Origin of the sequence: Streptosporangium sp. NBC_01469 (genome assembly GCF_036227305.1) — a bacterium.
GTDB lineage: Bacteria > Actinomycetota > Actinomycetes > Streptosporangiales > Streptosporangiaceae > Streptosporangium.
The window spans coordinates 2,001,151-2,024,789 of sequence record NZ_CP109465.1 but is presented as its reverse complement, the minus strand read 5'-3'; the positions used below and the strand labels follow the sequence as shown (position 1 = coordinate 2,024,789).

Genomic DNA, 23,639 nt, shown 5'->3' with positions numbered 1-23,639 from the left:
TGCGATCTTCCGGAGGCGTATCCATCCCTAAACCGGCACGAGCCTCCACACGCTCAGAGGTTGGGACGAGTGGACATGGGCTCTAGAAACCGCTCGATTCGGTTCAAGATTTTCTTGCTGTTGCTCCTGCCGCTGCTGTCACTGAGCGCGCTCTGGGGCTTCGTACTCAACCTGACCGTCGGTGACGGCATCGCGCTGCTGAGGGCGAACGCCCTCTACCAGACGGTGGGCGTCACCTCCACTGAGCTGGGACTTCAGCTTCAGGCCGAGCGAACGCAGTCGTCGGTGGCGATCAGTTCCCGGGTCCTCACGAGCGGGATGGGCGACCAGCGCGCCCGTACCGACCGCGCGGTCGAGGGGTTCAGGCAGGCCGCCACAACCGATGATTCCGGCAGCCCGGAACTACGCAACTCGCTGGACGAGCTGCTCCGCCAGCTCGACAAGCTGCCGAGCGTCCGCTCGGGCGTCGACAGCGGGCAGCACACCCGGCTGGGCGTGCTGTCGAACTACAACCAGATCCTCGACGCGGTCTTCCTGGTGTACGACCAGATGGCCGCGGTGCCCGACCTCTCGATCTTCCAGCAGGCCACGGCCATGCAGGGCATGGGCAACGCCCACGACATGATCGCCAGGGAGAACGCGCTGATCAGCGGGGCGCTGATCGACTATCGGCTGTCCGAGGAGGAGCGCAGGGCCTTCGGCGAGTACGTCGCCACCCGGCGCTTCCTGCACGCCCGGGGCGCGGCCTCGCTGGATCCCGAGCTGGGCGCGCAGTACCGCGACACCTTCGCCTCCTCCGCCTTCGAGAAGTTCACCGACCTGGAGAAGGCCATCGTCGGGTCGACCGGCGGCCGGCTGACCCCCGAGGCGAGCAAGTGGAAGGCGACCACGAACGCGATCTCGACCTGGCTCGACAAGGTCAACCTCGGCTCCTCCAAGATCCTGGCGGACCGGGCCCAGGAGGTCGCCACCGGCGTCCTGATCCGGATCGTGATCGCGGGTGGCGTCGGCCTGATCGCGGTGGTCGCGTCGATCATCATCTCGGTCCGCTTCGGCCGCCGCCTCGCCGCCGAGCTGGCCGGGCTCCGCTCGGCAGCCCTGGATCTGGCGGACGTGCGGCTCCCCCGCGTCGTGGAACGCCTGCGGCGCGGCGAGGAGGTCGACGTACGGGCCGAGGCGCCGCCGATCCAGGCGGGCGGCTCGACCGAGGTGCACGACGTGGCCCACGCGTTCGGCTCGGTGCAGCGCACCGCCGTGGAGGCCGCCGTCGGCCAGGCCAACCTGCGGCGCGGTGTCAGCCAGGTCTTCGTGAACCTGGCGCGGCGCAAGCAGAGCCTGCTGCACCGCCAGCTCACCCTGCTCGACAGCATGCAGCGCCGGGCGACCGACCCCGACAGCCTTGAGGACCTGTTCCGGCTGGACCACCTGACCACCCGCATGCGGCGGCACGCGGAGGGCCTGATCATCCTGTCCGGCTCGGCGCCCGGCCGGTCGTGGCGCAAGCCGGTACCGGTGATCGACGTCCTGCGGGCCGCGATCGCCGAGGTCGAGGACTACACCCGGGTCAACGTGGCGCCGGTGCCCGACGTCTCGCTCGACGGGGCCGCGGTCGCCGACATCACCCACCTGGTGGCCGAACTGATCGAGAACGCCACGATCTTCTCGCCGCCGCAGACCGCGGTGACCGTGCGCGGCGACGTGGTGGCCAACGGGTTCGCCGTCGAGGTCGAGGACCGCGGCCTGGGCCTGAGCACCGCGGAGTACGCGGCGATCAACGAACGGCTGGCCAGCCCGCCGGAGTTCGACCTGGCGGACAGCGACCGGCTCGGCCTGTTCGTGGTGGGCCAGCTCGCCTCCCGGCACGACATCCAGGTCATCCTGCGCGGCTCGCCGTTCGGCGGCACCACGGCCATCGTCCTCATTCCCCGCTCGGTGATCGCCCAGCAGGGCTCGCCGCTCGCCCTCACCTCGGAGCGGACGTCCTTCACCGCCGAGCGCGTCACCGGGCGTTCGGGAGAGCTGTTCGAGTCCGCCCCTCCCGGCGCGCTCGCTCCCCCGGCCAACGGCAACAACCTCCCGCGCAGGACGAGGCAGGCCTCCTCGAACCAGCCGGCCCAGCCCGCCGCCCCGTCCCTCAGCGTGGTGACGGACCTGCCCGCCCGCGCCCCGTTCCCGGATCAGAGGACGGGCGGCGAGGCGGGGTGGGAGACGGGCTGGGACGCGGCCTCCCGCGAGGCACCCCCCAACGCGCCGTTCCAGGCAGCGCCCTCCGGGCCCCAGGGATCACCCCAGGAGCCCCGTGAGACCCACGAGACGCCCCGGGAGGCCCGCCCCCGGGACAAGGGCGGCAACGGCGGCCCGACGCGTCAGACGGCCACACAGCCCCCCACGGGGCCGGGCGGTCTGCCCCGCCGGGTCCGGCAGGCGAACCTGGCGCCTCAGCTCCGCCAGGAGGCCGAGTCGGCCGAGCCCGAGCCGAAGGCGGAACCGAGCGAGGAGCGTTCGCCGGACGAGGTCCGCGCACTGTTCTCCGCCTTCCAGGCGGGGGCTCGACGCGGGCGCGAGGAGCAGGACAATGACTTCGCGCACCATACGACAGGCGACAAGGGGGACAAATGACCGGGAAATTGACCAACACCGGCGAGCTGAACTGGCTCCTCGACGACCTGACCACCAGGGTGGGCGCGGTACGCCAAGCGGTGATCCTCTCCACCGACGGGCTGGCCGTCGGATTCTCGAAGGGACTCCTGCGCGAGGACGCCGAGCATCTGTCCGCGGTCGCCGCCGGATTCCAGAGCCTGGCGCGCGGAGCGGGACGCCACTTCGGCGGCGGCGAGGTGCGCCAGACCATCGTGGAGATGGAGTCGGCGTTCCTGTTCGTCACCGCCGCGGGACAGGGCACCTGCCTGGCCGTGCTGAGCAGCTCCGACGCCGACGTCGGCCACATCGCCTACGAGATGGCGATGCTGGTCAAGCGGGTCGGCCAGCACATCTCCACCAATCCACGTCAAGGTCTCTCGTGAGGAAGGGAGCGGGTGGCCGCGTCGTCGACGTCGTCGACGGACCGGTGGATCCCCGAGCCCGGTGCTGGAGGTCCGGATGACACACTGGATGGACGAGGAGGCCGGACCGGTCGTCCGGCCGTACGCGCTCATCGGGGGTCGCACCCGCTCCTCCGGTGACAAGCTGGACCTGGTCGCGATGGTCACCTCGACTCGCGGCGCTCCGTCCGGGGGGTTCCTCCCAGGCCCCGAACAGGAACGCATCCTCGCCATGGTCACCACTCCGACCTCGGTCGCCGACGTCGCCTCGGACCTCAACCTGCCACTCGGCGTGGTGCGGGTCCTGCTCGGTGACCTGCAGGACCACAAGCTCATCTCGATCGGGCGCGCTTCCGCGAGCGAGCGCATTCTCAAGGAAGTGATCAATGGACTTCGGGCCCTCTGACGAACCCGTCGCCCTCAAGATTCTCATCGCGGGTGGCTTCGGGGTGGGCAAGACCACGCTTGTGGGCGCCATCAGCGAGATCCGGCCGCTCCGCACCGAGGAGGTCCTCTCCGACCGCGGTATCGGCATCGACGACGTCAACGGCGTCGAGGGCAAGACCACCACCACGGTCGCGATGGACTTCGGCCGCATCACGATCAGGGAGGGCCTGGTCGTCTACCTGTTCGGCACGCCGGGCCAGGAGCGCTTCTGGTTCATGTGGGACGAGCTGTCCTACGGCGCGCTGGGCGCCGTGGTGCTCGCCGACACCCGGCGGCTGACCGACTGCTTCCCCTCCATCGACTACTTCGAGCAGCGCGGCACGCCGTTCATCGTGGCCGTCAACTGCTTCGACGGTGCTGAACAGCACGAGGCGGAGGACGTGCGCGTCGCCCTGGACCTCGACGCGAACGTGCCGGTGCTGCTCTGCGACGTGCGACGCCGCGTCTCGGCGAAGACGGTGCTCGTGACGCTCGTGGAGCACTCCCTGAGGGTGCTGACGGCCAGCCAGAGCTGAGGAGCGGGCCGGGGTGGTGATCCCCCCGGCCCCCGGTGCCGGGGGCCGGACACCGGCTCGGGCGCTACGGCCGGAGGGCGGGCGCGCCGGCCGGTGAGGCCGCGAGAGGGGTCACAGCGCCCGCAGGCCGCTGATCAGTTCCCTCAGGAGGTTCTCCGGGGGCATGGAGGCCGCGGGAAGCGGCGACCGCACCAGGATCAGGCCCTGGTCCAGCAGGTCGCCCAGGAGGACCCTGATCACGCCGACCGGCAGGCCCGCGTCCGAGGCGATCTCCACGACCGGGCGGGCCCGCTTGACCAGGTTGAGCAGCCGCCGGTGCTCGGAGCCCAGGTTCGCCCCCGAGGCGACCGGCGCTCCCGTCGCCACCGCCATCGCGAGCATGTCGAACGAGGAGGACGACGCCCGAGTGCGTCCCCCCGTCATCGCGTAGGGACGGACGACGGGACCCGCCTCCTCGTCGACCCACTCGACGTCGTCTTTCATTGGCCTGCCATCCGGGGACCGGTGGCCAGGTGCTGGCCGACACGGGTGACCAGGCGGGCCATCTCGTAGGCGATCAGGCCCACGTCGGCGGCGCCGGTGGTCAGGACCGACAGGCAGCTTCCCTGGCCCGCGGAGGTGACGAAGAGGAACGCGGAGTCCATCTCCACCATCGTCTGGCGTACGGCACCGCCGCCGAACTGCAGGCTGGTGCCCTTGGCGAGACTCTGGAAGCCGGAGGCGACCGCGGACAGGTGTTCGGCGTCCTCCTTGCTCAGCCCTCGGGACGAGGCCATCATCAGCCCGTCGTTGGACAGGATCAGCGCGTGCGAGACGTCCGCCACACTCGTGACGAAGTCATCCAGAAGCCAATAAAGCTCACCCGGCACGTGGTTAAACCCCTTCCCCTCTGATGATCTCGTTGGTCGCCGGCCCCCACCGGCTCGGTGAACCCGTTCCCGCCGATCCGCTCCCACAGACGTCGCCGGACCGCACCCACAGGCTCGATGAACCCGTTCCCGCCGATCCGCTCCCACAGACGTCGCCGGACCGCACCCACAGGCTCGATGAACCCGTTCCCGCCGGTTCACTCCCACCGGCGTCGCCCGGCCGCGCCCGCGGCCCGCGGCCGAGGCTCGGCGAACCCCGTCCCGCGGCTCCGCCCCTGCCCTCACGATCCCGGTTCACCGCTTGGCACCGCCGTCCTCGTCCTCGTCACGCCCGCGCTGCCAGCCGGACTGCAGGGCGCTCATCAGCGCCCTCGCCTCCTCGGGCGACCGTCCCTCGACCTCGGCCGCGGGCGGGCGGGGCACCTGGGCCTGGCGCGGCGGCGTGTTCGCCTGCCGCACCCGGCGGGGCAGGCCGTCGGCACCGCGCCGCATCGGCTTCCACAGGTCCGCGGGGATCGGCACCTCACCGGAGTCGCCGGGCCGCTCCACCCGCTCCACGACGGTCCCGGCGCCCTGTCCCACGGACTCGGGCCGCACGCTGATGACGGTGAGCACCGGCGGCTCCAGCGACTCCTCGACGGGCTCGGGGTCTCCGAGCAGCTGCTCGGGAAGGAGGACGACCACCCCGGTGCCGCCGTACGGCGAGGCGCGCAGCGCCACCTCGACCCCGTACCTGGCGGCCAGCAGCCCGACCACGGCGAAGCCCAGCCGGTCGGTGTCGGCCGGGTCGAACTCCGGCGGGCTGGCCAGGCGCTCGTTGATCGCGGCGCGCTTGTCGTCGGTCAGCCCGAGCCCCCTGTCCTCGATCTCGACCGCGAAGCCCCGCCCGACGAGCTCGCCCCTGACCGAGACCTGGCTGCCCGGCGGGGAGAAGACGGTGGCGTTCTCCAGGAGCTCGGCGAACAGGTGCATCATGTCCGCGGCGGCGTTGCCGACCAGGGTGGTGCCGCCCGTCGGGTAGATCCGCACCCGGGCGTAGTCCTCGACCTGGGCGGCGGCCCCGCGCAGCACGTCCTCCATCGGCACCGACGAGCGCCACTTGCGGCCCGCCGCACCGCCGGACAGGATCACCAGGCCCTCGGCGTGGCGGCGCATGCGGGTGGTGAGGTGGTCGAGCCTGAAGAGGTTCTCCAGCGCCGCGGGGTCCTCCGCCTGCTTCTGCATTCCGTCGAGCAGCTTGAGCTGGCGCTGCAGCAGCGACTGGCTCCGGCGGGCGAGGTTGCGGAAGGCCTGTGAGACGCCCTCGCGCAGCCTGGCCTGCTCCACGGCGGCGTCCACGGCGCTGCGCTGGACGCTGTTGAAGGCGGCGGCGACGTCGTGGATCTCGGCCGTGCTGCCCGGCGGCCTCAGCTCGGGCGCCTCGGCCTCCACGTCCACCCTGTCGCCGCGGCGCAGCTTCTCCATCACCCTCGGGAGCCGCGTCCGCGCGAGGTCGGTGGCGGCCCGCCGCACGGCGGCGAGCTCCTTGGTGATCCCGCTGCCGATCCGGTACGAGACCAGCAGCGACGCGACGACCGCGATGAGGCCGAGCACGCCGACGACACCGGCGCGGACGAAGACGCCGACGGCCACGGGCGTGGCCCGCTCGACGAGCGCGGGGGCGGCCGCCGTCAGGGACCGCTGGTAGGCGGCGTCCACCTCGTCCCCGACGGTGCGCCAGACGGTGGACGGCACGCCGACCGCGCCGGACAGCAGGCGGTTCTCCAGGCTGGTGAAGCGGGCGTACGTCGAGGAGGCGATCATCTCCGAGAAGGGGGCGCGCAGCGCGGGCTCCAGGTCCGGGAGCGCCTGGTCCATGAGGAAGGTCCGGTTGGCGGCGAGCCGGGCGAACAGCCGCATCTCGCTCGCCGTCATCGGGGTCCCGAGCGCCAGCGCGCCAGCGGCGAGTGCCCGCTCGCGGCTGAGCAGGTCCATGGCCTGGTTGATCATCGTGATGCCGTGCGACTGGCGGTAGAGCGGGAGGTCGTTGCTGAGGCTCAGGGTGTTGAAGAGCCGGCGCAGGGCGTCCGGCAGCCGGGAGAACTCCTCGGAGAGGTTCACCGGGCCGATCCGCCCGGAGTCGATCCTGGCGCGGATCGCGTCGAGGCCGTCCACCTGACGCATCAGCTCGGCGTGGCGCGTCCGCATCTCGTCGGACATCTCCGCCTGCGCCGCCTCCCCGGTCGTCTGCCTGCGCAGACGGGAACGGGCCTGGTCGGTGACCGAGCGCTGTCCCGCGAGGGTGTCGCGGTCCGCGTCGGAGCGGGTGGCCAGGTACTCGGCCGACAGGATGTGCTCACGCTGGACCGCGGTGCCCAGGTCTCCCGCGGGCTTGCCGATGGAGTCGTACAGGGTGCCGACGGAGAGCAGGCTCACCGAGTCGCCGACCGTGACGACCGTCGCGAAACCCCACAGCGCCACCAGCGAGACGAGCGGGATGACCAGCAGCACCGAGACCTTGAACCGGATGGACCTGCTCGCTGCCATGTCACCTCAACGGCTCGCTCTCGGAGCGCCGGGGGAGGCCCCGGACGATCTCTAGATCGCCGACGAGAATAGCACTGGCGGCTCCTGCTATTTGTAGCCTATTTGTGACATGTCATGAAAGAGTTTTCGGAAGTGAGTACGTCAGCCGAGAGCGGCGCGTGATGCGGGAGCGGCGTCCCGCGTCCAGGTCAGTCGTACGAGCCGGAAGGCCAGCACCCCGACCAGCGCGACCTCGGCGCCGAGCAGGGTCCACTCGACGAGACCGACGAGCGCCCCGCCCCCGGGAAGCATCACGTAGGTGAGCGCCAGCAGTCCGAAACCCCCAGCCAGCGTCAGCCACTCCACCGGCCTGGCCACCGGCCGCCACCGCTCGTCCTCGCCGAACCGCGCCACCGTCAGGCCGCCCGCCGCGGGCACCGCGGCCAGCACGGCGATCGACACGTAGCGGTACGCCTGGGCGAGCAGGTCCGTCCCCGTACCGGGAAGGGCCGCGGGCACCACGGCGAGCACGATGAGTCCCGCGCCCCAGACCAGCATCAGCCGCTCGGCCAGGACACCCACCGGCGCCCCCACGGCCCGCAGCCCGGCGACCACCGCGAAGGCCGCGATCCCCAGCGCCGTCATCGCGAACCCGGTGGCCCCGGTGCGGTCCAGCGCGGCGTACTCGCTGATCGTCAGATCGAGCGGGTCCGGGTAGAGGACCGGGTCGGCCTGTCCCGCGACGGCGGCCACGGCGGCCACGACGATCCCGGCACATGCGATCAGGGGGTAGAGCCTCTTTGACGCGAGCATGTGCCAAGACTGTCCGCCGGAGGACGTTTCAGACATCCGGCGGCACCCCTGATCCAACCCTGAGTCGCCCCTGAGACGCCCCGCCCCGGGACGGGCCGTCCCCCGCGGAGGAGGCCGGACCGTCCCGGCGCGGAGCCCGCGCGACGGCGTGCTCCGCGCCGGGGCGGGAGCACGCCGCGAGCGAGTTCGCGTGACCGCGTGCCCGTGTCTCAGCTCTCAGCTCTCAGCTCTCAGCCGAGGCCGCGGACCTCGGCGTAGCGGGCCCTGACCTCGGGCGCGGGATCGGCCTCGTAGTGCTCGGCCTTGCCCGCCTCCCAGGCCGGGGGCTCGTCACCGCCGAGCAGCCAGGCGGCCTGCCTCGCCGCCCCGTCGGCGACGTACTCCCCCGGCTCCGGGACGACCACCGGCCGCCCGAAGACCGCGGGGGCGATCCGCCGTACGGCCTCCGACCTGGCGCCTCCGCCGATGAGCAGCACCCTGGCCGGGTCGAGCCCGAGGGCGTCGAAGGCGTCGGCGAGATGGCAGAGCATGCCCTCCACCGCCGCCCTGGCGAGGTACGCCGGGGTGGAGGTGGCCAGCGTCAGCCCGTGCAGCGAGCCCGTGGCGGTGGGCAGGTTCGGGGTGCGCTCGCCCTCCAGGTACGGGACGTGGACGAGCCCTCCGGCCCCCGAGGGCGCCTCCAGGGCCAGCCTGCCGAGCTCGTCGAGACCGACCCCGAGCATCCGCGCGGCGGCGTCGAGCACCCTGGCGGCGTTGAGCGTGGCCACCAGCGGGAGGAACCGCCCCGTGGCGTCCGCGAACCCGGCCACGGAACCGGTCGGGTCCGCGCTCGGGCCGGCGGCGACCGCGAAGGCCGTCCCCGACGTCCCGATCGACACCACCACGTCCCCGGGCAGGGCGCCGACCCCGAGGGCCGCCGCCATGTTGTCGCCCGTGCCCGGTGCGAGCCGCACCGCGCCCGCGCCGGAGACGCCGGCTGCGGGCCGCACCTCGCCCGCGGGGTCGCGGGGACCCAGCACCTCGGGAAGGCCGGGTACGGCGCCGAAGGCCGTCTGGAGGAGGTCCGTCCGGTAGGTGCCGGTCGCGGGCGACCAGTACCCGGTGCCCGACGCGTCACCCCTGTCGGTGACGAACTCCCCGCCCAGCCGCCAGGTGAGCCAGTCGTGCGGCAGGCACACCCTCGCCGTGCGGCGGGCCGAGTCGGGCTCGTGCTCGGCCAGCCAGCGGAGCTTGGTCACCGTGAACGACGCGACCGGCACGCTGCCGACCGCCTCGGCCCAGACCTCCGGGCCGCCCAGTTCCTTCACCAGGTCGGCGGCGGCTCCGGCGGAACGGGTGTCGTTCCACAGCAGCGCCTTCCTGACGACGTCGCCGGACTCGTCCAGGCAGACCATGCCGTGCTGCTGCGCGCCGACGCTCATCGCCTCGACGCCGTCCAGCCCGCCCGCCCGTGCGATCGCCTCCTGGAGCGCGTCCCACCAGGCTCCGGGATCGACCTCGGTGCCCTCGGGGTGGGTCGCGCGACCCTGGCGGACCAGGGCGCCCGTGCGGGCGTCCCTGATCACCACCTTGCAGCTCTGGGTCGACGAGTCGACCCCGGCCACCAGTGTCATCCGCGGACCCCGAGGAGGTAGTCCATGGCGAGCTGGTTGAGACGCGTGAAGTGGAAGCCGCGCGCGGCCACCGCGTCGAGGTCGAAGTCGTCGCGGTTCAGGTCGGCGATCGTCTCACCGGGGGCCAGCGTGGGCTCGGAGAGCTCGGCGACCTTGCTCGCGGCGAGCGCCTCGGCGACCTCGGGGTCGGCGCGGAACGCCGCGACCTTCTCCTTCAGGATCAGGTACGTGCGCATGTTGGCCGCGGCGGAGACCCAGACGTCCTCGGAGTCCTCGGTGCGCAGCGGCTTGTAGTCGAAGTGCCTGGGGCCGTCGTAGCCGCCGTTCTCCAGCAGGTCGACCAGGAAGAAGGCGTTCTTCACGTCGCCGTGACCGAAGATCAGATCCTGGTCGTAGCGGGGGCCGTGCTGGCCGTTCAGGTCGATGTGGAAGAGCTTGCCGTGCCAGAGCGCCTGCGCGATGCCGTGCGCGAAGTTGAGCCCGGCCATCTCCTCGTGGCCCACCTCGGGGTTGAGGCCGACGCGCTCGGAGTGCTCCAGCTCGTTGATGAACGCGAGCGCGTGGCCGATGGTCGGGAGCAGGATGTCGCCCCGCGGCTCGTTCGGCTTGGGCTCGATGGCGAACCTGATGTCGTAGCCCTGCTCGATCACGTACGAGGTGAGCAGGTCCATGCCCTCCTTGTAGCGGCTGAGCGCGGCCCTGATGTCCTTGGCGGCCCCGGACTCGGCGCCCTCGCGCCCGCCCCAGCAGACGTAGGTGGTCGCGCCGAGCTCCGCGGCCAGGTCCACGTTGCGGATGACCTTGCGCAGCGCGTAGCGGCGGACGTCGCGGTCGTTGCTGGTGAACCCGCCGTCCTTGAAGACGGGATGGGTGAACAGGTTCGTGGTGGCCATCGGAACCTTGAGCCCGGTCTCGGCCAGCGCCTTCTTGAAATTCGCGATGGCCCTGTCACGGTCGGGCTCGACGGCGAGCAGGTCGTCGTCGTGGAAGGTGACGCCGTACGCGCCGAGCTCGGCGAGCCGGTGGACACTCTCCACCGGGTCCAGCGGGGCCCGGGAGGCGTCCCCGAAGGGGTCACGGGCCTGCCAGCCGACGGTCCACAACCCGAAGGTGAAGCGGTCTTCGGGCTTGGGGGTGTAGGCGCTCATTTGCGTTCCTCCGATTTAATCCACTTTATGGACTTAATATGGATCGAGGTGGTGGGATCGTCAAGGGGTGGTTGCTTCATGACACAGGCCGTGCGCCACAATTCGATGCGCGCCCGCAACCTCGGCGTGGTCCTCGGCGAGGTCCGCAGGAGCGGTCCGATCACCCGTGCGGCGCTGGCCGAGATCACCGGGCTGACCAAGACCACGGTGTCGAAGATGGTCGGCGACCTGATCGAGGCGGGCATGGTCGCCGAGTCGGGCGCGCTCAGGGACGGCGAGCGGGGACGGCCCGGCACGGCCGTCGCGCTCAGCGGGCGACGGGTCGCCGCGCTCGGCCTGGAGATCAACGTCGACTACCTGTCGGCCTGCGTGGTCGACCTCACTCTCGCGGTGCGGCTCAGATATACACAGGCTGTGGATAACCGTAGGGCATCGCCTGTGGAAACCCTTTCCCACCTGGAAGAACTTGCCCACAGGGCTGTGGAGGAAGCTCGCGGGGAGGGCCTCTCCATCGCCGGATCGACCCTCGCGGTACCCGGCCCCGTGGACGGAGGGCTGGTCCACGCGGCGCCCAACCTCGGCTGGCACGACGTCCGCGTCTCCGACCTGCTGGGCTTCCCCGTCGAGGTGGACAACGAGGCCAACCTCGCGGCCCTGGGCGAGCTCTGGTTCGGCTCCGTGCCCGGCGACTTCCTGCACGTGTCAGGGGAGATCGGCATCGGCGCGGGCCTGGTGGTCGGCGGGACCCTGTTCCGCGGCGCCCGCGGCCTCGCCGGGGAGCTGGGACACGTGGTCGTCTCCCCCGACGGCCCGGCCTGCCGCTGCGGCGGCAGGGGGTGCCTGGAGCAGTACGCCGGGCAGGACGCGCTGCTGAGGGCCGCCGGACTCGCCGGGGTCCCCGACGGGGTGGCCGCGCTGCTGGCGCGCCTGCACGCGGGCGAGCGGGACTCGCTGGAGGCCTGCGAGCGCGCCGGACAGGCGCTCGGCGTCGCCCTCACCTCGGCGGTGCACCTGATGGACCCGGGGACCATCGTGCTGGGCGGGGTGTTCGCCCCGCTGTTCCCGTGGGTCCGGGGTCCGGCGCACGAGACGATGACCTCGCGGCTGGGCGTGATGCGCCGCGCCGTCCCCGAGCTGACCGTCTCACGCCTCGGCGGCGACGCCGCGACCCTGGGCGCCGCCGGGCAGGTCATCCACCGGGTCATCGCCGACCCCTGGAGTCACCTGTAGACGGCGTGGGCCTGATCGCGGCTGCCGCGCCGGCCATGGCGTGATCCGGGCTCCTTCGGGGCCTGGCCGGGCGAAGACGCGGTCGGGGGGCGTGCCCTGTCCGGCGAGGGCGCCCTGCGGGCTCACGCCGGGAGCGAGATCGCCTCGGGCGTGGCAGGAGAGCAGGGCGCCGGTGCCGCCGCCCGCCGCCAGCCTCGGTCCTGAGCCGGGCCGGGCCTACGGCTCGGTCCTAGGGTTCACGCCTCTCCTTCACCGATCCACCCGTAGGTGTTCACGCCGGGACTTGGCGGTGTGCTCGCTGCGGCAGTGCTCACGAACGCCTCCTTGGTCGGTTCGTTTCCGGCGGCATGATGCGTTGCCGGACAGTGCGGAGCTTCCTCCTGATGCGTCGCCGGTCGCGTCCGGCCCCGCGGGCGGCCCCTGGTTGCGCACCACCGCCCGCGGGGAGTTGGGGACGGCGGCACGGGAGGTGGGATCACCGTGCCGCCGCGTCGTTCAGGGAGGGTCCGCCGGTTCGACGTAGTGCCTCCCGAGTCGTCCGGCGACGCGGCGCGCGACCTGCGGCACGTCGTCCACGGGGGCATGGTCGGCCGGTTCCTCCAGGTAGGCGGTGCCCCAGCAGAAGAACATGCCCGCGGAGTCGGCCCACACGGTCAGGTCGGCGCTGATCACGAGGCGAGGTTCGCCCTGGTCGTAGGAGATCTCCGGGTAGATCCGGTGGGTGTGCAGCTCGACGCGCAGGAGCTGGAGAGCGGCGACGGCGTCGCGCCGCAGGACGGCCGCGCTCAGCGGTCCGCTTACCGGTGTGCCATAGGGCGGGAGCATGCCCGGCTCCTTTCGTCGAACGGGAGGCGTGGCTCCGGGACCTTTCCCCGTGGCTCCGGAGGCTGGCCACGGGGGGTGAGGTCAGGTCCCGGGGGCGCCGGGAGTGGCGGGCCCAGGCGACCGGCCGCACCGGGCGCAGGCGGCTGGTCGTCTCGGGGCCGGGTCCGCCACAGGTCGAGGTCCACCTGCTGCATGGAGTCCCACAGTTCACCGGCGCTGTCGGCGTGGACGGTGCGGCACCGGGCCCACTCCCATGCCTCGAACCGGCGGAAGCGCAGGCTCCAGATGACCCACCAGGTGGGCGCGTGTTCCTGCACCTGCTTGGCGGCGCGGGCCGCGTCGGCGTCAGCGCGGGACAACATGATCGGCCGTGAGGACGTCGGCCAGCAGCGGCAGCTCGCTTTCCAGGATGCTGGTGGCGGGGCGGACGCGCAGGATCCGGTAGTGCCGGGCGAGTTGCTCGGCGGCGGCGGGCAGTGTCAGTTCGGAGCTGAGCAGCGGGCTGCCCGCGTCGCTGAGCTCGGGGCTGGTCCACCAGAACGTTTCGCCGTCGGTGTAGGCCAGGAGCCCGTAGTAGAGGGACACGATGGCGTTGCCGGAGGCGAGTTCGTGGACGTCGGACGGGATGCCGTAGACGTCGTCAAGGACGGCGGAGAGCTCCACGGCTCGTACGGCGGCCTGGCTCTCACTCGGCTCGGTGACGGGCGGCGCGGCGGCGTATGCCTGGGAAGTGTGACGGCCGCCGCGCCTGCTCATGGGGTCGCCCTGCGGCGGGGTCGCGTTCATGCCGCGACCTCCCGCCGGGAGGGCTGGTGCCGTCGGGGCGGAGGGGTGTCCGGGGAGTGGCCCCGGCCGGGGGCGACGGCGGGCCCCGGCCGGAGAGTCTGGTGATCGAGGGGGTTCGGCAGGAGGGTGAGCGGCGGCCAGGTGGTCGGCCGGCTCGTGCTCGAGGGCGGGCCGCCGTGCGCGCGGGCCGTGGTGCGGGCCCGGCGGCGGGAGCGCGGGTCGCGGGCGAGCGCCAGGCGGGCCGCGCGGTCTTCGGCGGTCTCGACCGGCCGAGGCGCGGGGCGCCGGCTGTCGTCGCGTCGGGGTGGCGCGGTGGCAGGCCGTGCCGCCGACCGGAGGGAGGGACGGGGGGCCCGCTTGGGCAACGGCTCCGCGGGCGCGGCCGGGACGGGCGGCTCGGGGCGGCCCTGTGCGGGCACGAGGGGGATGGCTTCGACGGACGCCTCATCGGCGGTCGGCACAAAGGCGGGCAGGAGGACGCCGAGGCGGCGGGCCTCCAGGCGGACGGCCATCAGCTCGGCCGACGGCTGCGCGTACTCGTGGTCGGCGGGTCGGCCAGGGCAGCCGTGCGCGTAGGGGGCGTGGCCGCAGTCGGCACAGCCCATCGGCAGCGGCGGGCTTTCGGCGAAGCAGCCACAGCCGCTCGCCGTAGTCCGGTCGAGAACCGGAGCATTAGGGTTGTTCACGGGTCAGGAGAGCCTTCCTGATCAAGGGGCCCGTACGGCGTGTCAGCGCCTGCGGGCTCCGTCTTTCGCGTAGAGAAACGGAGCGTCACCGCTTGTCTACGCCTTGACTCGGACGACCCCAATGGTGCTTCGCAGGGAATCCGCGAAGTGCCACACCTTGTGTCACTGGAGCGGCTGTTAGATCACGCCGACCCATTCGGCGAAACTGACCAGGGCTTCGCTGCTGGCGCGCTCCAGGCGTAGGAGAGTCTCGACATCCTCACGGACCCATGGATGCTCTCGGGTGTGCTGCGGCGCGATCCGGCGGGCCGTTCGCAACGATTCAAATGCCGCGCCCTTCAGACCGGCCCACAGCTGCGCCCTGGCCAGGTCGATAAAGAAGCCGCTGCGGCGTTCGGCGGGCATGTCCAGAGGCGGTGACCAACTGCTGCCCAGGGTGAGGGCGAGCCGGAGGTGACGGTCTCCGAGGCCGAGCGCGACGGATACCTCGTGGACGCGGACCGAGCAGGGGCCGAACGCGGTCCCGTAGTAGATGTCCTCGGGAACGAGGTCGCCGAGTCGCCGCGCCTCGCTCAGGTGGGTCATCGCGGCGTCAGCGTTGGCCGCCCGCGCCGCGATGACGGCCGCTCGCATGTGCAGGGACCCCAGGACGCCGAGACGTGGGCGCCCCGCTTTTTCTGGCAGGCGGTCAATGGCCAACTCAATGGCACGCAACCCCGCCTGGTACGCGTGTGCGGCGAAGAAGATTTCGGTCCGCACATACGCTGTTGACGCGGTCAGGAGGGGATCCTCGGCGGCGGCCGAGGTCTGGCGCATCAGCTCGATCAGCCGGGCCGACAAATCCAGGTAGCCGTATTTGTAGGCGACCGCATCGGAGGCTCGGTAGGCGGCGACAAGCAACGCCGCGAGGTCGTCGGGATTAGCGGTTGTGTGAGCCCCGCGGATGAGTTCGCCGAGTAGCCCAGGAAGGATCTGCGACAACAGTACGTACTGAGCGCCCAGGCGTTTCTGGACCGCGCCGGTAACGGACGCTCGGAGTGCGGGCAGGGGTCGTACCGGACCCTCGTCAGGGACGTCATAAGCGGCGATGACTTCACGCAGCGCGGGGATCGCATCGTGGACGCGGCTGTCGAGGCGGCCGGAGTCCCCTAAGAGCCGTGATGGATCAACACCCAGCGCTGCGGCGATGGCGTCCAGGGCCTGGTCGCTGGGTACGCGTGTGCCTTGCTCGATCTTCCGAAGCATGCTGACGGAGACGTTGGCCGCCTGGGCGAGGTCGGCCTGGTACATACGGCGCGCGCTGCGAATCGCGGCGACGCGCTTTCCGAGACGGTTTCTAGGAGCTTGGCGGGCCATTTCGGTGCGCACTTCCGGCTAGGAGAGGAGGCAGTTGTGTGATGCTGTCGATCTGCCAGTCGGCGGCGTTCAAGGTGGCTGCGTCGTTTCCCCAGAGGTGTCCCCAAGGGCCGCGCCGGATTATGCAGGTGCGCAGGCCGAAGGCCCTTGCGGGAATGATGTCGTTCGCGGGATGGTCGCCTACGTAAACCGTTTCACGAGCAGGCGCTTCGGCAAGCTGTAGGACTTTGGCGAAGAACCCGGGATCGGGTTTCGCGGTGCCCCATTCTTCCGACGTGACGATGGCGTCGGCCGGAATCAACAGCCCTCGTAGGAGGTCACCGGCCCTGCGTGTCTGGTTCCCGGCGACGCAAACACGAAATCCCGCATCACGCAGGGCCTGTAGGCCCTGCCGCACATCGGGGTACAGGTCGGTCTCGTCAAGGTGCTCGCCATGGCCGGCCTCCTCGCGGGCCCGGCGCTCTGCGTGCAGGTCGATGCCGGGCCGGAGAATGCGGATTGCCTCCGCGTTGTCCATGCCCAGTGCTGTCACCGCGCCGACCAGAGCGGACAGGGTATGGCGAGGGACGTTCAGCCAATCCGCCCAAGATCCCCAGTAGCGGTCATCGCGAACCAGCGTCTCACCTATATCGAGTACCACAGTCATGACCACACTTCGGAGAGTAAATCAGCGCGGCGGCGTTCGCCTGAAAAGCGTGACTGTCGCCGCGCCTGCTCATGGGGGCATCGCCCTGCTGCGGGGTCGCGTTCATGCCGCGACCTCCCATCGGGAGGGCTGGTGCCGTCGGGGCGGAGGGGTGTCCGGGGAGTGGCCCCGGCCGGAGAGTCTGGTGATCGAGGGGGTTCGGCAGGAGGGTGAGCGGCGACCGGACGGTCGGCTGGCTCGTGCTCGGGGGCGGGCCGCCATGCGCGCGGGCCGTGGTGCGAGCCCGGCGGCGGCCGAGGGAGTCGCGGGCGAGCGCCAAGCGGCCCGCGCGGTCTTCGGCGGTCTCGACCGGCCGAGGCGCGGGGCGTCGCGGTGGCGGGCCGTACAGCCGGGCGGGGCATCCGCTTGGGCAGCGGCTCCGCGGGCGCGGCCGGGACGGGCGGCTCGGGGCGGGAAGAAGAGGGAGACAGAAATCTTCGAACTCGCCCGCCACATTGACGTGATCGCCACCGGCCACGGCGCCGAAGCGGTCTGAACGCACGTCTGGAGCAGGGGCCGGTCAGCGCCCCTCCCGTGCCCGTCCTGTGGGCGTGTCCCGCGAGGTCACGAGGGGTTCGGGGTGGGGAGGAGCGCGGCGCAGATCTCGGTCAGGTGGCGGAGCTGGTCGGGGGTGAGGCGGTCGAACACGGCTTGGCGTACGGCCTCGACGTGGCCGGGGGCGGCGGCGGTGAGGATCGCGAGGCCCTGGTCGGTGAGGATCGCCCAGCTCACGCGCCTGTCCGCCTCGCACGGCTCGCGCCGCACCCAGCCGCGTTCCTCCAGCCGCTTCACCGCGTGCGACAGGCGGCTCTGCGAGGAGTTGACCTCCGTCGCCAGCTCGCTCATCCGCATCATCCGCTCGGGCGCCTCGGAGAGCTTCACCAGCACGGCGTAGTAGGCGTGCGGCATGCCGGAGTCCCGCTGCAGCTGCCGGTCCAGCTCCTCCTGGACGAGCTGCGAGGCGGCCAGGAAGGCGCGCCAGGTGCGCTGCTCGTCGTCGTCCAGCCATCGCGTCACGGCCACAGCTTACTTGAACTCTCAAGCAAGCGGGGGTAATCTACTTGAGAGTTCAAGCTTTTGGGAGGAACCATGCCGGTCCAGCGGCTCAACCACGCCGTTCTCTTCGTGCGCGACGCCGAACGCAGCGTCGCCTTCTACCGGGAGGCCCTCGGCTTCAGGGTGGTCATGGAGATGCCGGGCGCCGCCTTCCTGCAGGCATCGGGATCCAGCAACGACCACGACCTCGGCCTCTTCGAGATCGGCGCGCAGGCGGGCCCCTCGGGGGCCGGGCGCTCGACCGTCGGCCTCTACCACCTGGCCTGGGAGGTCGACACCCTCGCGGAGCTGGAGCGGATCGCCCTCAAGCTCGGCGAGCTCGACGCCCTCGTCGGCGCCTCCGACCACTCCACCACCAAGGCCCTGTACGCCAAGGACCCCGACGGGCTGGAGTTCGAGGTCTCCTGGCTGGTCCCCGCCGCCCTTCTCACCGAGGAGGTGCTGAGCGGGCGCTCCGGCATCAAACCCCTCGACATCGCCAGGGAGAAGGAGCGGTACGGCGCCGAGACCCGCGGCGGCCTCGGGATCTCGATTCCCGCCTGATCATTCCGGGCGGCCGGCCCACCCGGTCCCCCCGGGGCCGGCATGCCGCGTCGGGTCGCGGCCGGCACGCCACGTCGGACCACGTGGGGACCGGGACGGGGAGGAGGGGGGTGATCCGGCGAAGGCCTCCCCAGCCCTTCGCCGGATCACGAACTCCACCGACGTGCCCGCACAGCTCGGGGATACTCCCCTTTTCGCGGTTTTTACCTATCCGTAAATCGCCCCACGGAGCGTCGGAGCCTGGCTCTCGGAGCGTCGGAACCTGGTTCACGCAACGTCAGAGCCTGGCTCTCGGAGCGTCAGAGCCTGCGGAACCAGTCGCGTACGGCGTCGATCCCGCCGGTCCCCAGGGCGACCATCAGCGCGCACCGCGCCTTCGAGGGCGCCAGGCCACGGGCCCCGATCGCCCCGACGTGCGTGGCGAGCCCCGCGCCGAAGCGCATCTCGTCGAGCGGGACCGCGTGGGTACGGCACCTCGACGCGACGACCACCGGGATCCCCCACTCCGTCAGCTCGGCGATCGTCGTGAAGAGCTCGACCGGCACGTTGCCCAGGCCGGTCCCCTCCAGCACGACGCCCTGGGCGCCGGCGTCCACGACGGCGGTGAGCAGCACGGGGTTCATCCCCGGGTAGGTCTTGACCAGGGCGACGTCCGACGCCGGATCCCCCCCGAACGCGGGCGGCCGGGGCGGTGGGGCGGCCAGCGTCTCGACCCGGCCGCCGACCACCCGGCCCAGCACGGGGAAGGGGGCCGACGAGAACGCCGCGACGCTCGTGGCGTCGATCTTGGCGACCCAGCGGGCCGCGTGGATCTCGTCGTTGACGCATACGACGGCCCCGGCACCGCTCGGCGCGCCGTCGGCGGCGACGACGATGGAGGAGGCGAGGTTGCGCGGGCCGTCCGGGGACAGCTCGTCCAGGGGGCGTACGGCGCCGGTCAGCACGATGGCGCCGCGCTCCGCCGCCCGGCCCGCGAGCAGGTCCACGAGGTACGCGGTCTCCTCCAGCGTGTCGGTGCCGTGAGTGATCACGACGCCGTCGAATCCGCGGTCCAGGATGGCCGAGCGCGCCCTGCGGGCCAGTTCCAGCATGGTCGAGGGCGACATGTCCCAGCTGGGCCCCGCCATCACGTCCTCGGCCACCACGTCCGCGGTGACCGCGCCGGGCGGGAGTGCCCGCAGGAGCTCGGCACCGGAGGAGACACCCGGGCGGCCGGGGGCGTAGGAGTGGGCGATGGTGTCACCGGTCGCCAGCAGCAGCACGCGCTTCACGGAGACGGTCCCTTCGATGGGCCGCGTTCAGGTCGCCTCTATTTATAACCCATGACTACCCCCATTGGGGTTATCCAAAAGACCACGCGGTGTAGCGCGACAGTTCTCCGGCGAGCCCGGCTCCCGGGTCGGCGAGCCCGTCGCTCCGGAACAGCGCGTGGGCCGCCTCCCGCGTCCCGTCGTCCTGCCGCGCCCTCGTCACGAACTCCTCCGGGGTCCGCCCGAACAGGCGCCGCAGTTTCACCGAGCGCGCCAGCAGGCGTCCGATCAGCTCCGGCTGGGGAGCGAGACGCAGCGGCTCGCCCTCCTCGTCCACCAGGCATCCGTGCTGGCCCGCGTAGACGTGGCACGACGGAAGCGCCTCCCCGGAGGAGAGGGTCACGGGGAAGGAGTGCGGGGGCAGCGGGAGCCGGAGGTAGTTCGGCTCGGTCGCGTCCAGCGCGGCGAGCTGGGTGTCGTCCACCCACACCACGAACAGGAGCGACGACCCCGGCACTCTGATGGGCGCGGCGGGCAGGTAGGCGTTCCTGCTGACGTGCGCCGACACCCCCGGGGCGACGCCGTGCACGGTGGCCGGGGTGAGCGGGACGACGGGCCGGATCCCGGCGGCGGCGAACTTGCGGCGCAACTGGCCCGGCGCGGCGTTGGAACCCACCGCGACCACCGGGTGGCGCGCCTCCAGCGGCCCCGCGCCGAGGCCCGCCAGGTGGTCGGCCAGCCGTGCCTCCCGGCTCCCGGACCGGACCCGCCAGCCGCCGAGGGGACCGGCCTCCTCGGACATCGGCAGGAAGCGGTCGTCGGCCAGCAGCCCCGCCCCCGGGGGGAGGCGGCCGGGGTAGGTCAGGGGATGGGACATCGGGTCGTCGGCGAGAAGCCGGGGAGGATCGACAGTGCCAGGGAGGCCGGGGAGTATGGCCCGACCGGGAGGCGGTCGGCCTGTCGCCCACCCCGTGCCATGCCGTTCGACATGTTCGAGGGGGACCATTCCCCAAGAATAGGTGAAGTTGGCAAATATCGTCTTACCTCGTAAGAGGTAAGGTCGTACAGCGGGGCGCGGAACCCCTGACCGCATGCGGGGAGTGGGGTCCGCCTTCGTCAACAGCGCGCAGGGTCAGCAGACCCCCAGCCCGCGTGCGGGGGTGGGGTCACCGCGACGCGGCTCGCGGCCGACGCCGTCACCCCCGGCCCGCGCGGGGGTGGGGTTTTCCTCACCTTTTTCCGGGATACCTCGCCCCTGTGTCCGGGTCGCCACGATCCCTACGGTGGTCCTATGACCGCCATCGAGATGACCACCCCCTGGGAGAGGATCAGCGCGCACTGGTCCGCGCGGGCCTGGCTTCGCACCGCGCACCTGGTGACGGGCGCGCCGATCGCCCTGCTGGGCGTGGCGGCGATCTCGGCGCTGGTGACGGCGTCGGTGCTGCTGGTGTGGACCGTGGTGGTCCCCGTGATCGCGCTGCTGCTGTTCTTCTGGGTCGTCCGGCTGCTCACCCTGGTGCAGCGGTCCCGATTCGCCGCCTTCCTCGGCGTCGACATCCTCCCGGTCCCACACCGCCCCCTGAGCATGAACCCGTTCAGGCGGCTGCTCCAGGAGGCCAGGACACGGAGCACCTGGCGCCGGCTCGGGTACCACCTGCTGGCCCCGCTGATCAGCGGCGTCGGTGCCGTCTCGGTCGTCGGGGCCTGGGCGGGCGGCCTGGTCACCGCCGGGCTCGCCGTGCGGTACTGGGCGATGGAGGAGAGCGGGCGGAGCGTGGCGTTCGTCCTCGTCTCGGGGGCCCTGCTCGTCGCGGGGCCGTGGGTGGCCCGCGGGTTCGCGGTGCTGGATGTGATCGCCGCCGAGGCCCTGCTCGGCCCCAGCCTGAGCGACCAGCTGGTCCAGCGGGTCGAGACGCTGCGGGAGAGCCGCGCCGAGGTGGTTGACGCCGCGGACGCCGAGCGCCGCCGCATCGAGCGGGATCTGCACGACGGGACCCAGCAGCGGCTGGTGTCGCTGGCGATGAACCTGGGCATGGCCCGCGCCACCCTCACCGACCTGCCGGAACCCGCCCGCGAGGTGATCGTCCAGGCGCACGAGGAGGCCAAGCAGGCCCTGAAGGAGCTGCGCGACTTCGTCCGGGGGCTGCACCCGGCCGTACTCAACGACCAGGGCCTGGACGCGGCACTGTCCGGCCTGGCCGCGCGGGCCCCGTTCCCCGTACGGCTGAGCGTCGACATCTCCGAGCGGGCCTCCCCCACGGTCGAGGCGGTGGCGTTCTTCGTCGTGTCCGAGGCGCTGACCAACATCACCAAGCACGCGGGGGCGTCCGGCGCCGAGGTCACCGTCACCCGCCTCGGCGACCGCCTCCACGTGGCCGTCAGCGACGACGGCCACGGCGGCGCGGACCCGGAGCGGGGGACCGGCCTGCGCGGCCTGTCCCGCCGGGTCGGCTCCGTGGACGGCATCCTGTACGTCGACAGCCCGCTCGGCGGGCCGACGACGATCAGAGTGGAGCTACCGTGCGCGTAGTGCTCGCCGAGGACTCCGTACTGCTGAGAGAGGGGCTCGTCCGCCTGCTCGGCTCGGCGGGCATCGAGGTCGTGGCCGCGGTGTCCGACGCGGAGGGGCTGCTGCGCGCCGTGGACGAGCACGTCCCCGACCTCGTCGTCACCGACGTGCGGATGCCGCCCTCGCACACCGACGAGGGCCTGCGCGCGGCGCTCGTGCTGCGCCGCCAGCGGCCCGCGCTCGCGATCCTCGTGCTCTCCCAGTACGTCGAGGAGCGCTACGCCACCCAGCTGCTGTCCACCGCGACCAGCGGGGTCGGCTACCTGCTCAAGGACCGGGTGGCCGACGTCGAGGAGTTCCTCGACGCGCTGCGCCGGGTCGCCGCCGGAGGCACCGCCCTGGACCCCGAGGTGGTCGCCCAGCTGCTGCTGCGCAGGCACAGCGACCCGCTGGACCGGCTGACCCGCAGGGAGCACGAGGTGCTCTCACTGATCGCGGAGGGCCGCTCCAACACCGGGATCGCCGAGGCCCTGGTGGTGTCCGAGAGCGCGGTCGGCAAGCACATCAACAACATCTTCACCAAGCTCGACCTCTCCGGCGCCGACAAGGACCACCGCCGAGTACTCGCCGTCCTGCGATTCCTGAAGGTTTGAAGACATGCCGATACGAAACAACGCCCGGATCGCCTGGCTGATCACCGGCGGGACGCTCACCGCGCTCGCCGTGGCCTTCACCGCCCTGGCGGCGTGGGCCGAGATCATGACGGTCCGCCGGACCATCGAGACCACGATGCAGTCCCGGGCGTTCACCGTGCCGGGGATCGTCGTGGAGAGCACGGGCTACGTCAACATCTCGGTCGTGCCGGGAGCGGCGAAGCGGCTGGACCTGGAGCGGACGCTCTTCTGGACCCTGGACCGGCCGGTGGTCACCGAGGAGTGGGACGGGCGAACGCTCAGGCTCGACGTCCACTGCCTCGGCGGCGACAGTCCCGGCGGCCCCGTCTGCCAGGCCGACTACATCCTGCGCGTGCCCGCCACCACCGACGTCGAGGCGGTGTCCCGCCGCCTCGGAACCGTGTCGGTGAGCGGCGTCCAGGGTGACCTGGAACTCACCACTACCACCGGCGACGTGATCGTGGACGGCACGGAGGGCGCGCTGCGGGTACGGGCGCAGACGGGGAACGTGATCGGCACCGGCCTCGGGTCCACCGGGGCCGACGTCGAGACCGGCACGGGAGACGTCGAGCTGGGGTTCACGGTCCCGCCGGGCGACGTCAGCGCCGTGGTGAGGGTCGCGGGGAACGTGAGGGTCACGGTGCCGGACGGGGAGGAGTACCGGGAGGGTTACGACGTGCGGACCGGCACCGGGAATCAGGAGGGCCACGACGTGCGGACCGGCACCGGGAACGCGATCGTCGAGGTGCGGCGCGACCCGGCCGCCCCACGGCGGATCACCGCCCTGACCGGGATGGGCGAGCTGAGCATCCTCCCGTCCTGACCCGCCGCCTCCCGTCCCGCGAGGCTCCGTGAGGCCCGTGAGGCCCGTGAGCTCCGTGAGGCCCGTGAGGCCCGTGAGCTCCGCGAGGCCCGCGAGGCCCGCCGGTTCCGTGTGAGTCCTGCGAGTTCCGTGAGTTTCGTGAATCCTGTGAATCCCGTGAACACGACGCGATGGGGATCGTCCCCGCCTTCCCAGCAGGGCGGGGTTGGGCGGGGCGGAGCATTGCGCACACAGGTTTGACCAGGTCAAAACCAATGCCGGGGCG

23 protein-coding genes are annotated in these 23,639 nt (G+C 71.9%); 9 read left to right on the top strand and 14 right to left on the bottom strand.

The window, feature by feature from the left end:
• The first annotated feature begins 114 nt into the window (after nucleotides 1–114).
• The 4 genes from OG587_RS09175 (at nucleotide 115) to OG587_RS09160 (ending at nucleotide 4,003) form a co-directional block, all read left to right on the top strand.
• Nucleotides 115–2,619 carry a nitrate- and nitrite sensing domain-containing protein gene (locus tag OG587_RS09175; RefSeq protein ID WP_329088692.1) on the top strand — a complete coding sequence of 835 codons (2,505 nt, stop codon included), beginning with the start codon at nucleotides 115–117 and terminating at the stop codon, nucleotides 2,617–2,619.
• Nucleotides 2,616–3,023, top strand: coding sequence for a roadblock/LC7 domain-containing protein (locus tag OG587_RS09170; RefSeq protein ID WP_329088690.1), 408 nt, complete (start codon nucleotides 2,616–2,618; stop codon nucleotides 3,021–3,023). Before OG587_RS09175 ends, OG587_RS09170 begins: the two co-directional genes overlap by 4 nt.
• A 76-nt stretch (nucleotides 3,024–3,099) precedes the next feature.
• A complete protein-coding gene (locus tag OG587_RS09165; protein ID WP_329088688.1) occupies nucleotides 3,100–3,447 on the top strand; it encodes a DUF742 domain-containing protein in 348 nt (115 codons plus the stop codon).
• Nucleotides 3,428–4,003 carry a GTP-binding protein gene (locus tag OG587_RS09160; RefSeq protein ID WP_329088686.1) on the top strand — a complete coding sequence of 192 codons (576 nt, stop codon included), beginning with the start codon at nucleotides 3,428–3,430 and terminating at the stop codon, nucleotides 4,001–4,003. The genes OG587_RS09165 and OG587_RS09160 overlap by 20 nt, the downstream gene beginning before the upstream one ends.
• 111 nt (nucleotides 4,004–4,114) lie before the next feature.
• Here the strand turns inward: OG587_RS09160 and OG587_RS09155 are convergent, their stop codons facing one another.
• From OG587_RS09155 to xylA, 6 genes are all read right to left on the bottom strand, one after another.
• Nucleotides 4,115–4,486 (bottom strand): DUF742 domain-containing protein, encoded by a 372-nt coding sequence (locus OG587_RS09155; RefSeq protein WP_329088684.1) that lies wholly within the window; start codon nucleotides 4,484–4,486, stop codon nucleotides 4,115–4,117.
• Nucleotides 4,483–4,872: a roadblock/LC7 domain-containing protein gene (locus OG587_RS09150; protein WP_329088682.1), complete on the bottom strand. Its 390-nt coding sequence runs from the start codon at nucleotides 4,870–4,872 to the stop codon at nucleotides 4,483–4,485. Before OG587_RS09150 ends, OG587_RS09155 begins: the two co-directional genes overlap by 4 nt.
• Nucleotides 4,873–5,166: 294 nt before the next feature.
• A complete protein-coding gene (locus OG587_RS09145; protein ID WP_329088679.1) occupies nucleotides 5,167–7,398 on the bottom strand; it encodes a sensor histidine kinase in 2,232 nt (743 codons plus the stop codon).
• 141 nt (nucleotides 7,399–7,539) lie between these two features.
• Nucleotides 7,540–8,190, bottom strand: a complete 651-nt coding sequence (locus OG587_RS09140) for a DUF998 domain-containing protein (RefSeq protein WP_329088677.1) — start codon at nucleotides 8,188–8,190, stop codon at nucleotides 7,540–7,542.
• Nucleotides 8,191–8,420: 230 nt separating this feature from the next.
• On the bottom strand, nucleotides 8,421–9,803 hold the full coding sequence (gene xylB / locus OG587_RS09135; protein ID WP_329088675.1) for a xylulokinase: 1,383 nt from the start codon (nucleotides 9,801–9,803) through the stop codon (nucleotides 8,421–8,423).
• Nucleotides 9,800–10,951 carry a xylose isomerase gene (gene xylA / locus OG587_RS09130; RefSeq protein WP_329088673.1) on the bottom strand — a complete coding sequence of 384 codons (1,152 nt, stop codon included), beginning with the start codon at nucleotides 10,949–10,951 and terminating at the stop codon, nucleotides 9,800–9,802. Before xylA ends, xylB begins: the two co-directional genes overlap by 4 nt.
• A gap of 78 nt (nucleotides 10,952–11,029) precedes the next feature.
• On the opposite strand from xylA, the gene OG587_RS09125 reads away from it, so the two are divergent.
• Nucleotides 11,030–12,181 (top strand): ROK family transcriptional regulator, encoded by a 1,152-nt coding sequence (locus OG587_RS09125; protein ID WP_329088671.1) that lies wholly within the window; start codon nucleotides 11,030–11,032, stop codon nucleotides 12,179–12,181.
• A gap of 495 nt (nucleotides 12,182–12,676) precedes the next feature.
• On the opposite strand, the gene OG587_RS09120 is transcribed toward OG587_RS09125, so the two are convergent.
• The 6 genes from OG587_RS09120 to OG587_RS09095 all read right to left on the bottom strand — a co-directional run bounded on the left by OG587_RS09120 (nucleotide 12,677) and on the right by OG587_RS09095 (nucleotide 17,542).
• Nucleotides 12,677–13,006 (bottom strand): hypothetical protein, encoded by a 330-nt coding sequence (locus OG587_RS09120; RefSeq protein ID WP_329088669.1) that lies wholly within the window; start codon nucleotides 13,004–13,006, stop codon nucleotides 12,677–12,679.
• Nucleotides 13,007–13,351: 345 nt separating this feature from the next.
• On the bottom strand, nucleotides 13,352–13,792 hold the full coding sequence (locus OG587_RS09115; protein ID WP_329088667.1) for a hypothetical protein: 441 nt from the start codon (nucleotides 13,790–13,792) through the stop codon (nucleotides 13,352–13,354).
• Nucleotides 13,789–14,478, bottom strand: coding sequence for a hypothetical protein (locus tag OG587_RS09110; protein ID WP_329088665.1), 690 nt, complete (start codon nucleotides 14,476–14,478; stop codon nucleotides 13,789–13,791). Before OG587_RS09110 ends, OG587_RS09115 begins: the two co-directional genes overlap by 4 nt.
• A 177-nt stretch (nucleotides 14,479–14,655) precedes the next feature.
• A complete protein-coding gene (locus OG587_RS09105; protein ID WP_329088663.1) occupies nucleotides 14,656–15,846 on the bottom strand; it encodes a helix-turn-helix domain-containing protein in 1,191 nt (396 codons plus the stop codon).
• Complete coding sequence (locus OG587_RS09100; protein ID WP_329088661.1) at nucleotides 15,815–16,480, bottom strand: HAD family hydrolase; 666 nt, start codon at nucleotides 16,478–16,480, stop codon at nucleotides 15,815–15,817. Before OG587_RS09100 ends, OG587_RS09105 begins: the two co-directional genes overlap by 32 nt.
• A 603-nt stretch (nucleotides 16,481–17,083) precedes the next feature.
• Nucleotides 17,084–17,542 carry a MarR family winged helix-turn-helix transcriptional regulator gene (locus OG587_RS09095; RefSeq protein ID WP_329088659.1) on the bottom strand — a complete coding sequence of 153 codons (459 nt, stop codon included), beginning with the start codon at nucleotides 17,540–17,542 and terminating at the stop codon, nucleotides 17,084–17,086.
• A 66-nt stretch (nucleotides 17,543–17,608) separates the two neighbouring features.
• Here OG587_RS09095 and OG587_RS09090 point away from each other — a divergent pair, with 66 nt between their 5' ends.
• On the top strand, nucleotides 17,609–18,118 hold the full coding sequence (locus OG587_RS09090) for a VOC family protein (RefSeq protein ID WP_329088657.1): 510 nt from the start codon (nucleotides 17,609–17,611) through the stop codon (nucleotides 18,116–18,118).
• 299 nt (nucleotides 18,119–18,417) lie between these two features.
• Here OG587_RS09090 and OG587_RS09085 read toward each other — a convergent pair whose 3' ends face one another.
• A complete protein-coding gene (locus OG587_RS09085; protein ID WP_329088653.1) occupies nucleotides 18,418–19,389 on the bottom strand; it encodes an asparaginase in 972 nt (323 codons plus the stop codon).
• A gap of 70 nt (nucleotides 19,390–19,459) precedes the next feature.
• The gene (locus tag OG587_RS09080; RefSeq protein WP_329088651.1) at nucleotides 19,460–20,245 is read right to left on the bottom strand and encodes a hypothetical protein; all 786 of its coding nucleotides are present in this window, start codon (nucleotides 20,243–20,245) and stop codon (nucleotides 19,460–19,462) included.
• 414 nt (nucleotides 20,246–20,659) lie between these two features.
• Here OG587_RS09080 and OG587_RS09075 point away from each other — a divergent pair, with 414 nt between their 5' ends.
• The 3 genes from OG587_RS09075 to OG587_RS09065 are packed head-to-tail and all read left to right on the top strand — an operon-like array spanning nucleotide 20,660 to nucleotide 23,374.
• Nucleotides 20,660–21,898, top strand: a complete 1,239-nt coding sequence (locus OG587_RS09075; RefSeq protein WP_329088649.1) for a sensor histidine kinase — start codon at nucleotides 20,660–20,662, stop codon at nucleotides 21,896–21,898.
• Nucleotides 21,889–22,530, top strand: coding sequence for a response regulator transcription factor (locus OG587_RS09070; RefSeq protein ID WP_329088647.1), 642 nt, complete (start codon nucleotides 21,889–21,891; stop codon nucleotides 22,528–22,530). Before OG587_RS09075 ends, OG587_RS09070 begins: the two co-directional genes overlap by 10 nt.
• A 4-nt stretch (nucleotides 22,531–22,534) precedes the next feature.
• The gene (locus tag OG587_RS09065; RefSeq protein ID WP_329088645.1) at nucleotides 22,535–23,374 is read left to right on the top strand and encodes a hypothetical protein; all 840 of its coding nucleotides are present in this window, start codon (nucleotides 22,535–22,537) and stop codon (nucleotides 23,372–23,374) included.
• Nucleotides 23,375–23,639: the final 265 nt, after the last annotated feature.

Excerpts from the sequence above, each read along its gene's own strand:
- OG587_RS09170 (WP_329088690.1), top strand. The coding sequence starts at position 2,616 with ATGACCGGGAAATTGACCAACACCGGCGAGCTGAACTGGCTCCTCGAC.
- OG587_RS09165 (WP_329088688.1), top strand. The coding sequence starts at position 3,100 with ATGACACACTGGATGGACGAGGAGGCCGGACCGGTCGTCCGGCCGTAC.
- OG587_RS09160 (WP_329088686.1), top strand. The coding sequence starts at position 3,428 with ATGGACTTCGGGCCCTCTGACGAACCCGTCGCCCTCAAGATTCTCATC.
- OG587_RS09155 (WP_329088684.1), bottom strand. The coding sequence starts at position 4,486 with ATGAAAGACGACGTCGAGTGGGTCGACGAGGAGGCGGGTCCCGTCGTC.
- OG587_RS09145 (WP_329088679.1), bottom strand. The coding sequence starts at position 7,398 with ATGGCAGCGAGCAGGTCCATCCGGTTCAAGGTCTCGGTGCTGCTGGTC.
- OG587_RS09140 (WP_329088677.1), bottom strand. The coding sequence starts at position 8,190 with ATGCTCGCGTCAAAGAGGCTCTACCCCCTGATCGCATGTGCCGGGATC.
- xylB (WP_329088675.1), bottom strand. The coding sequence starts at position 9,803 with ATGACACTGGTGGCCGGGGTCGACTCGTCGACCCAGAGCTGCAAGGTG.
- xylA (WP_329088673.1), bottom strand. The coding sequence starts at position 10,951 with ATGAGCGCCTACACCCCCAAGCCCGAAGACCGCTTCACCTTCGGGTTG.
- OG587_RS09125 (WP_329088671.1), top strand. The coding sequence starts at position 11,030 with ATGACACAGGCCGTGCGCCACAATTCGATGCGCGCCCGCAACCTCGGC.
- OG587_RS09120 (WP_329088669.1), bottom strand. The coding sequence starts at position 13,006 with ATGCTCCCGCCCTATGGCACACCGGTAAGCGGACCGCTGAGCGCGGCC.
- OG587_RS09115 (WP_329088667.1), bottom strand. The coding sequence starts at position 13,792 with ATGAACGCGACCCCGCCGCAGGGCGACCCCATGAGCAGGCGCGGCGGC.
- OG587_RS09100 (WP_329088661.1), bottom strand. The coding sequence starts at position 16,480 with ATGACTGTGGTACTCGATATAGGTGAGACGCTGGTTCGCGATGACCGC.
- OG587_RS09090 (WP_329088657.1), top strand. The coding sequence starts at position 17,609 with ATGCCGGTCCAGCGGCTCAACCACGCCGTTCTCTTCGTGCGCGACGCC.
- OG587_RS09080 (WP_329088651.1), bottom strand. The coding sequence starts at position 20,245 with ATGTCCCATCCCCTGACCTACCCCGGCCGCCTCCCCCCGGGGGCGGGG.
- OG587_RS09075 (WP_329088649.1), top strand. The coding sequence starts at position 20,660 with ATGACCGCCATCGAGATGACCACCCCCTGGGAGAGGATCAGCGCGCAC.
- OG587_RS09065 (WP_329088645.1), top strand. The coding sequence starts at position 22,535 with ATGCCGATACGAAACAACGCCCGGATCGCCTGGCTGATCACCGGCGGG.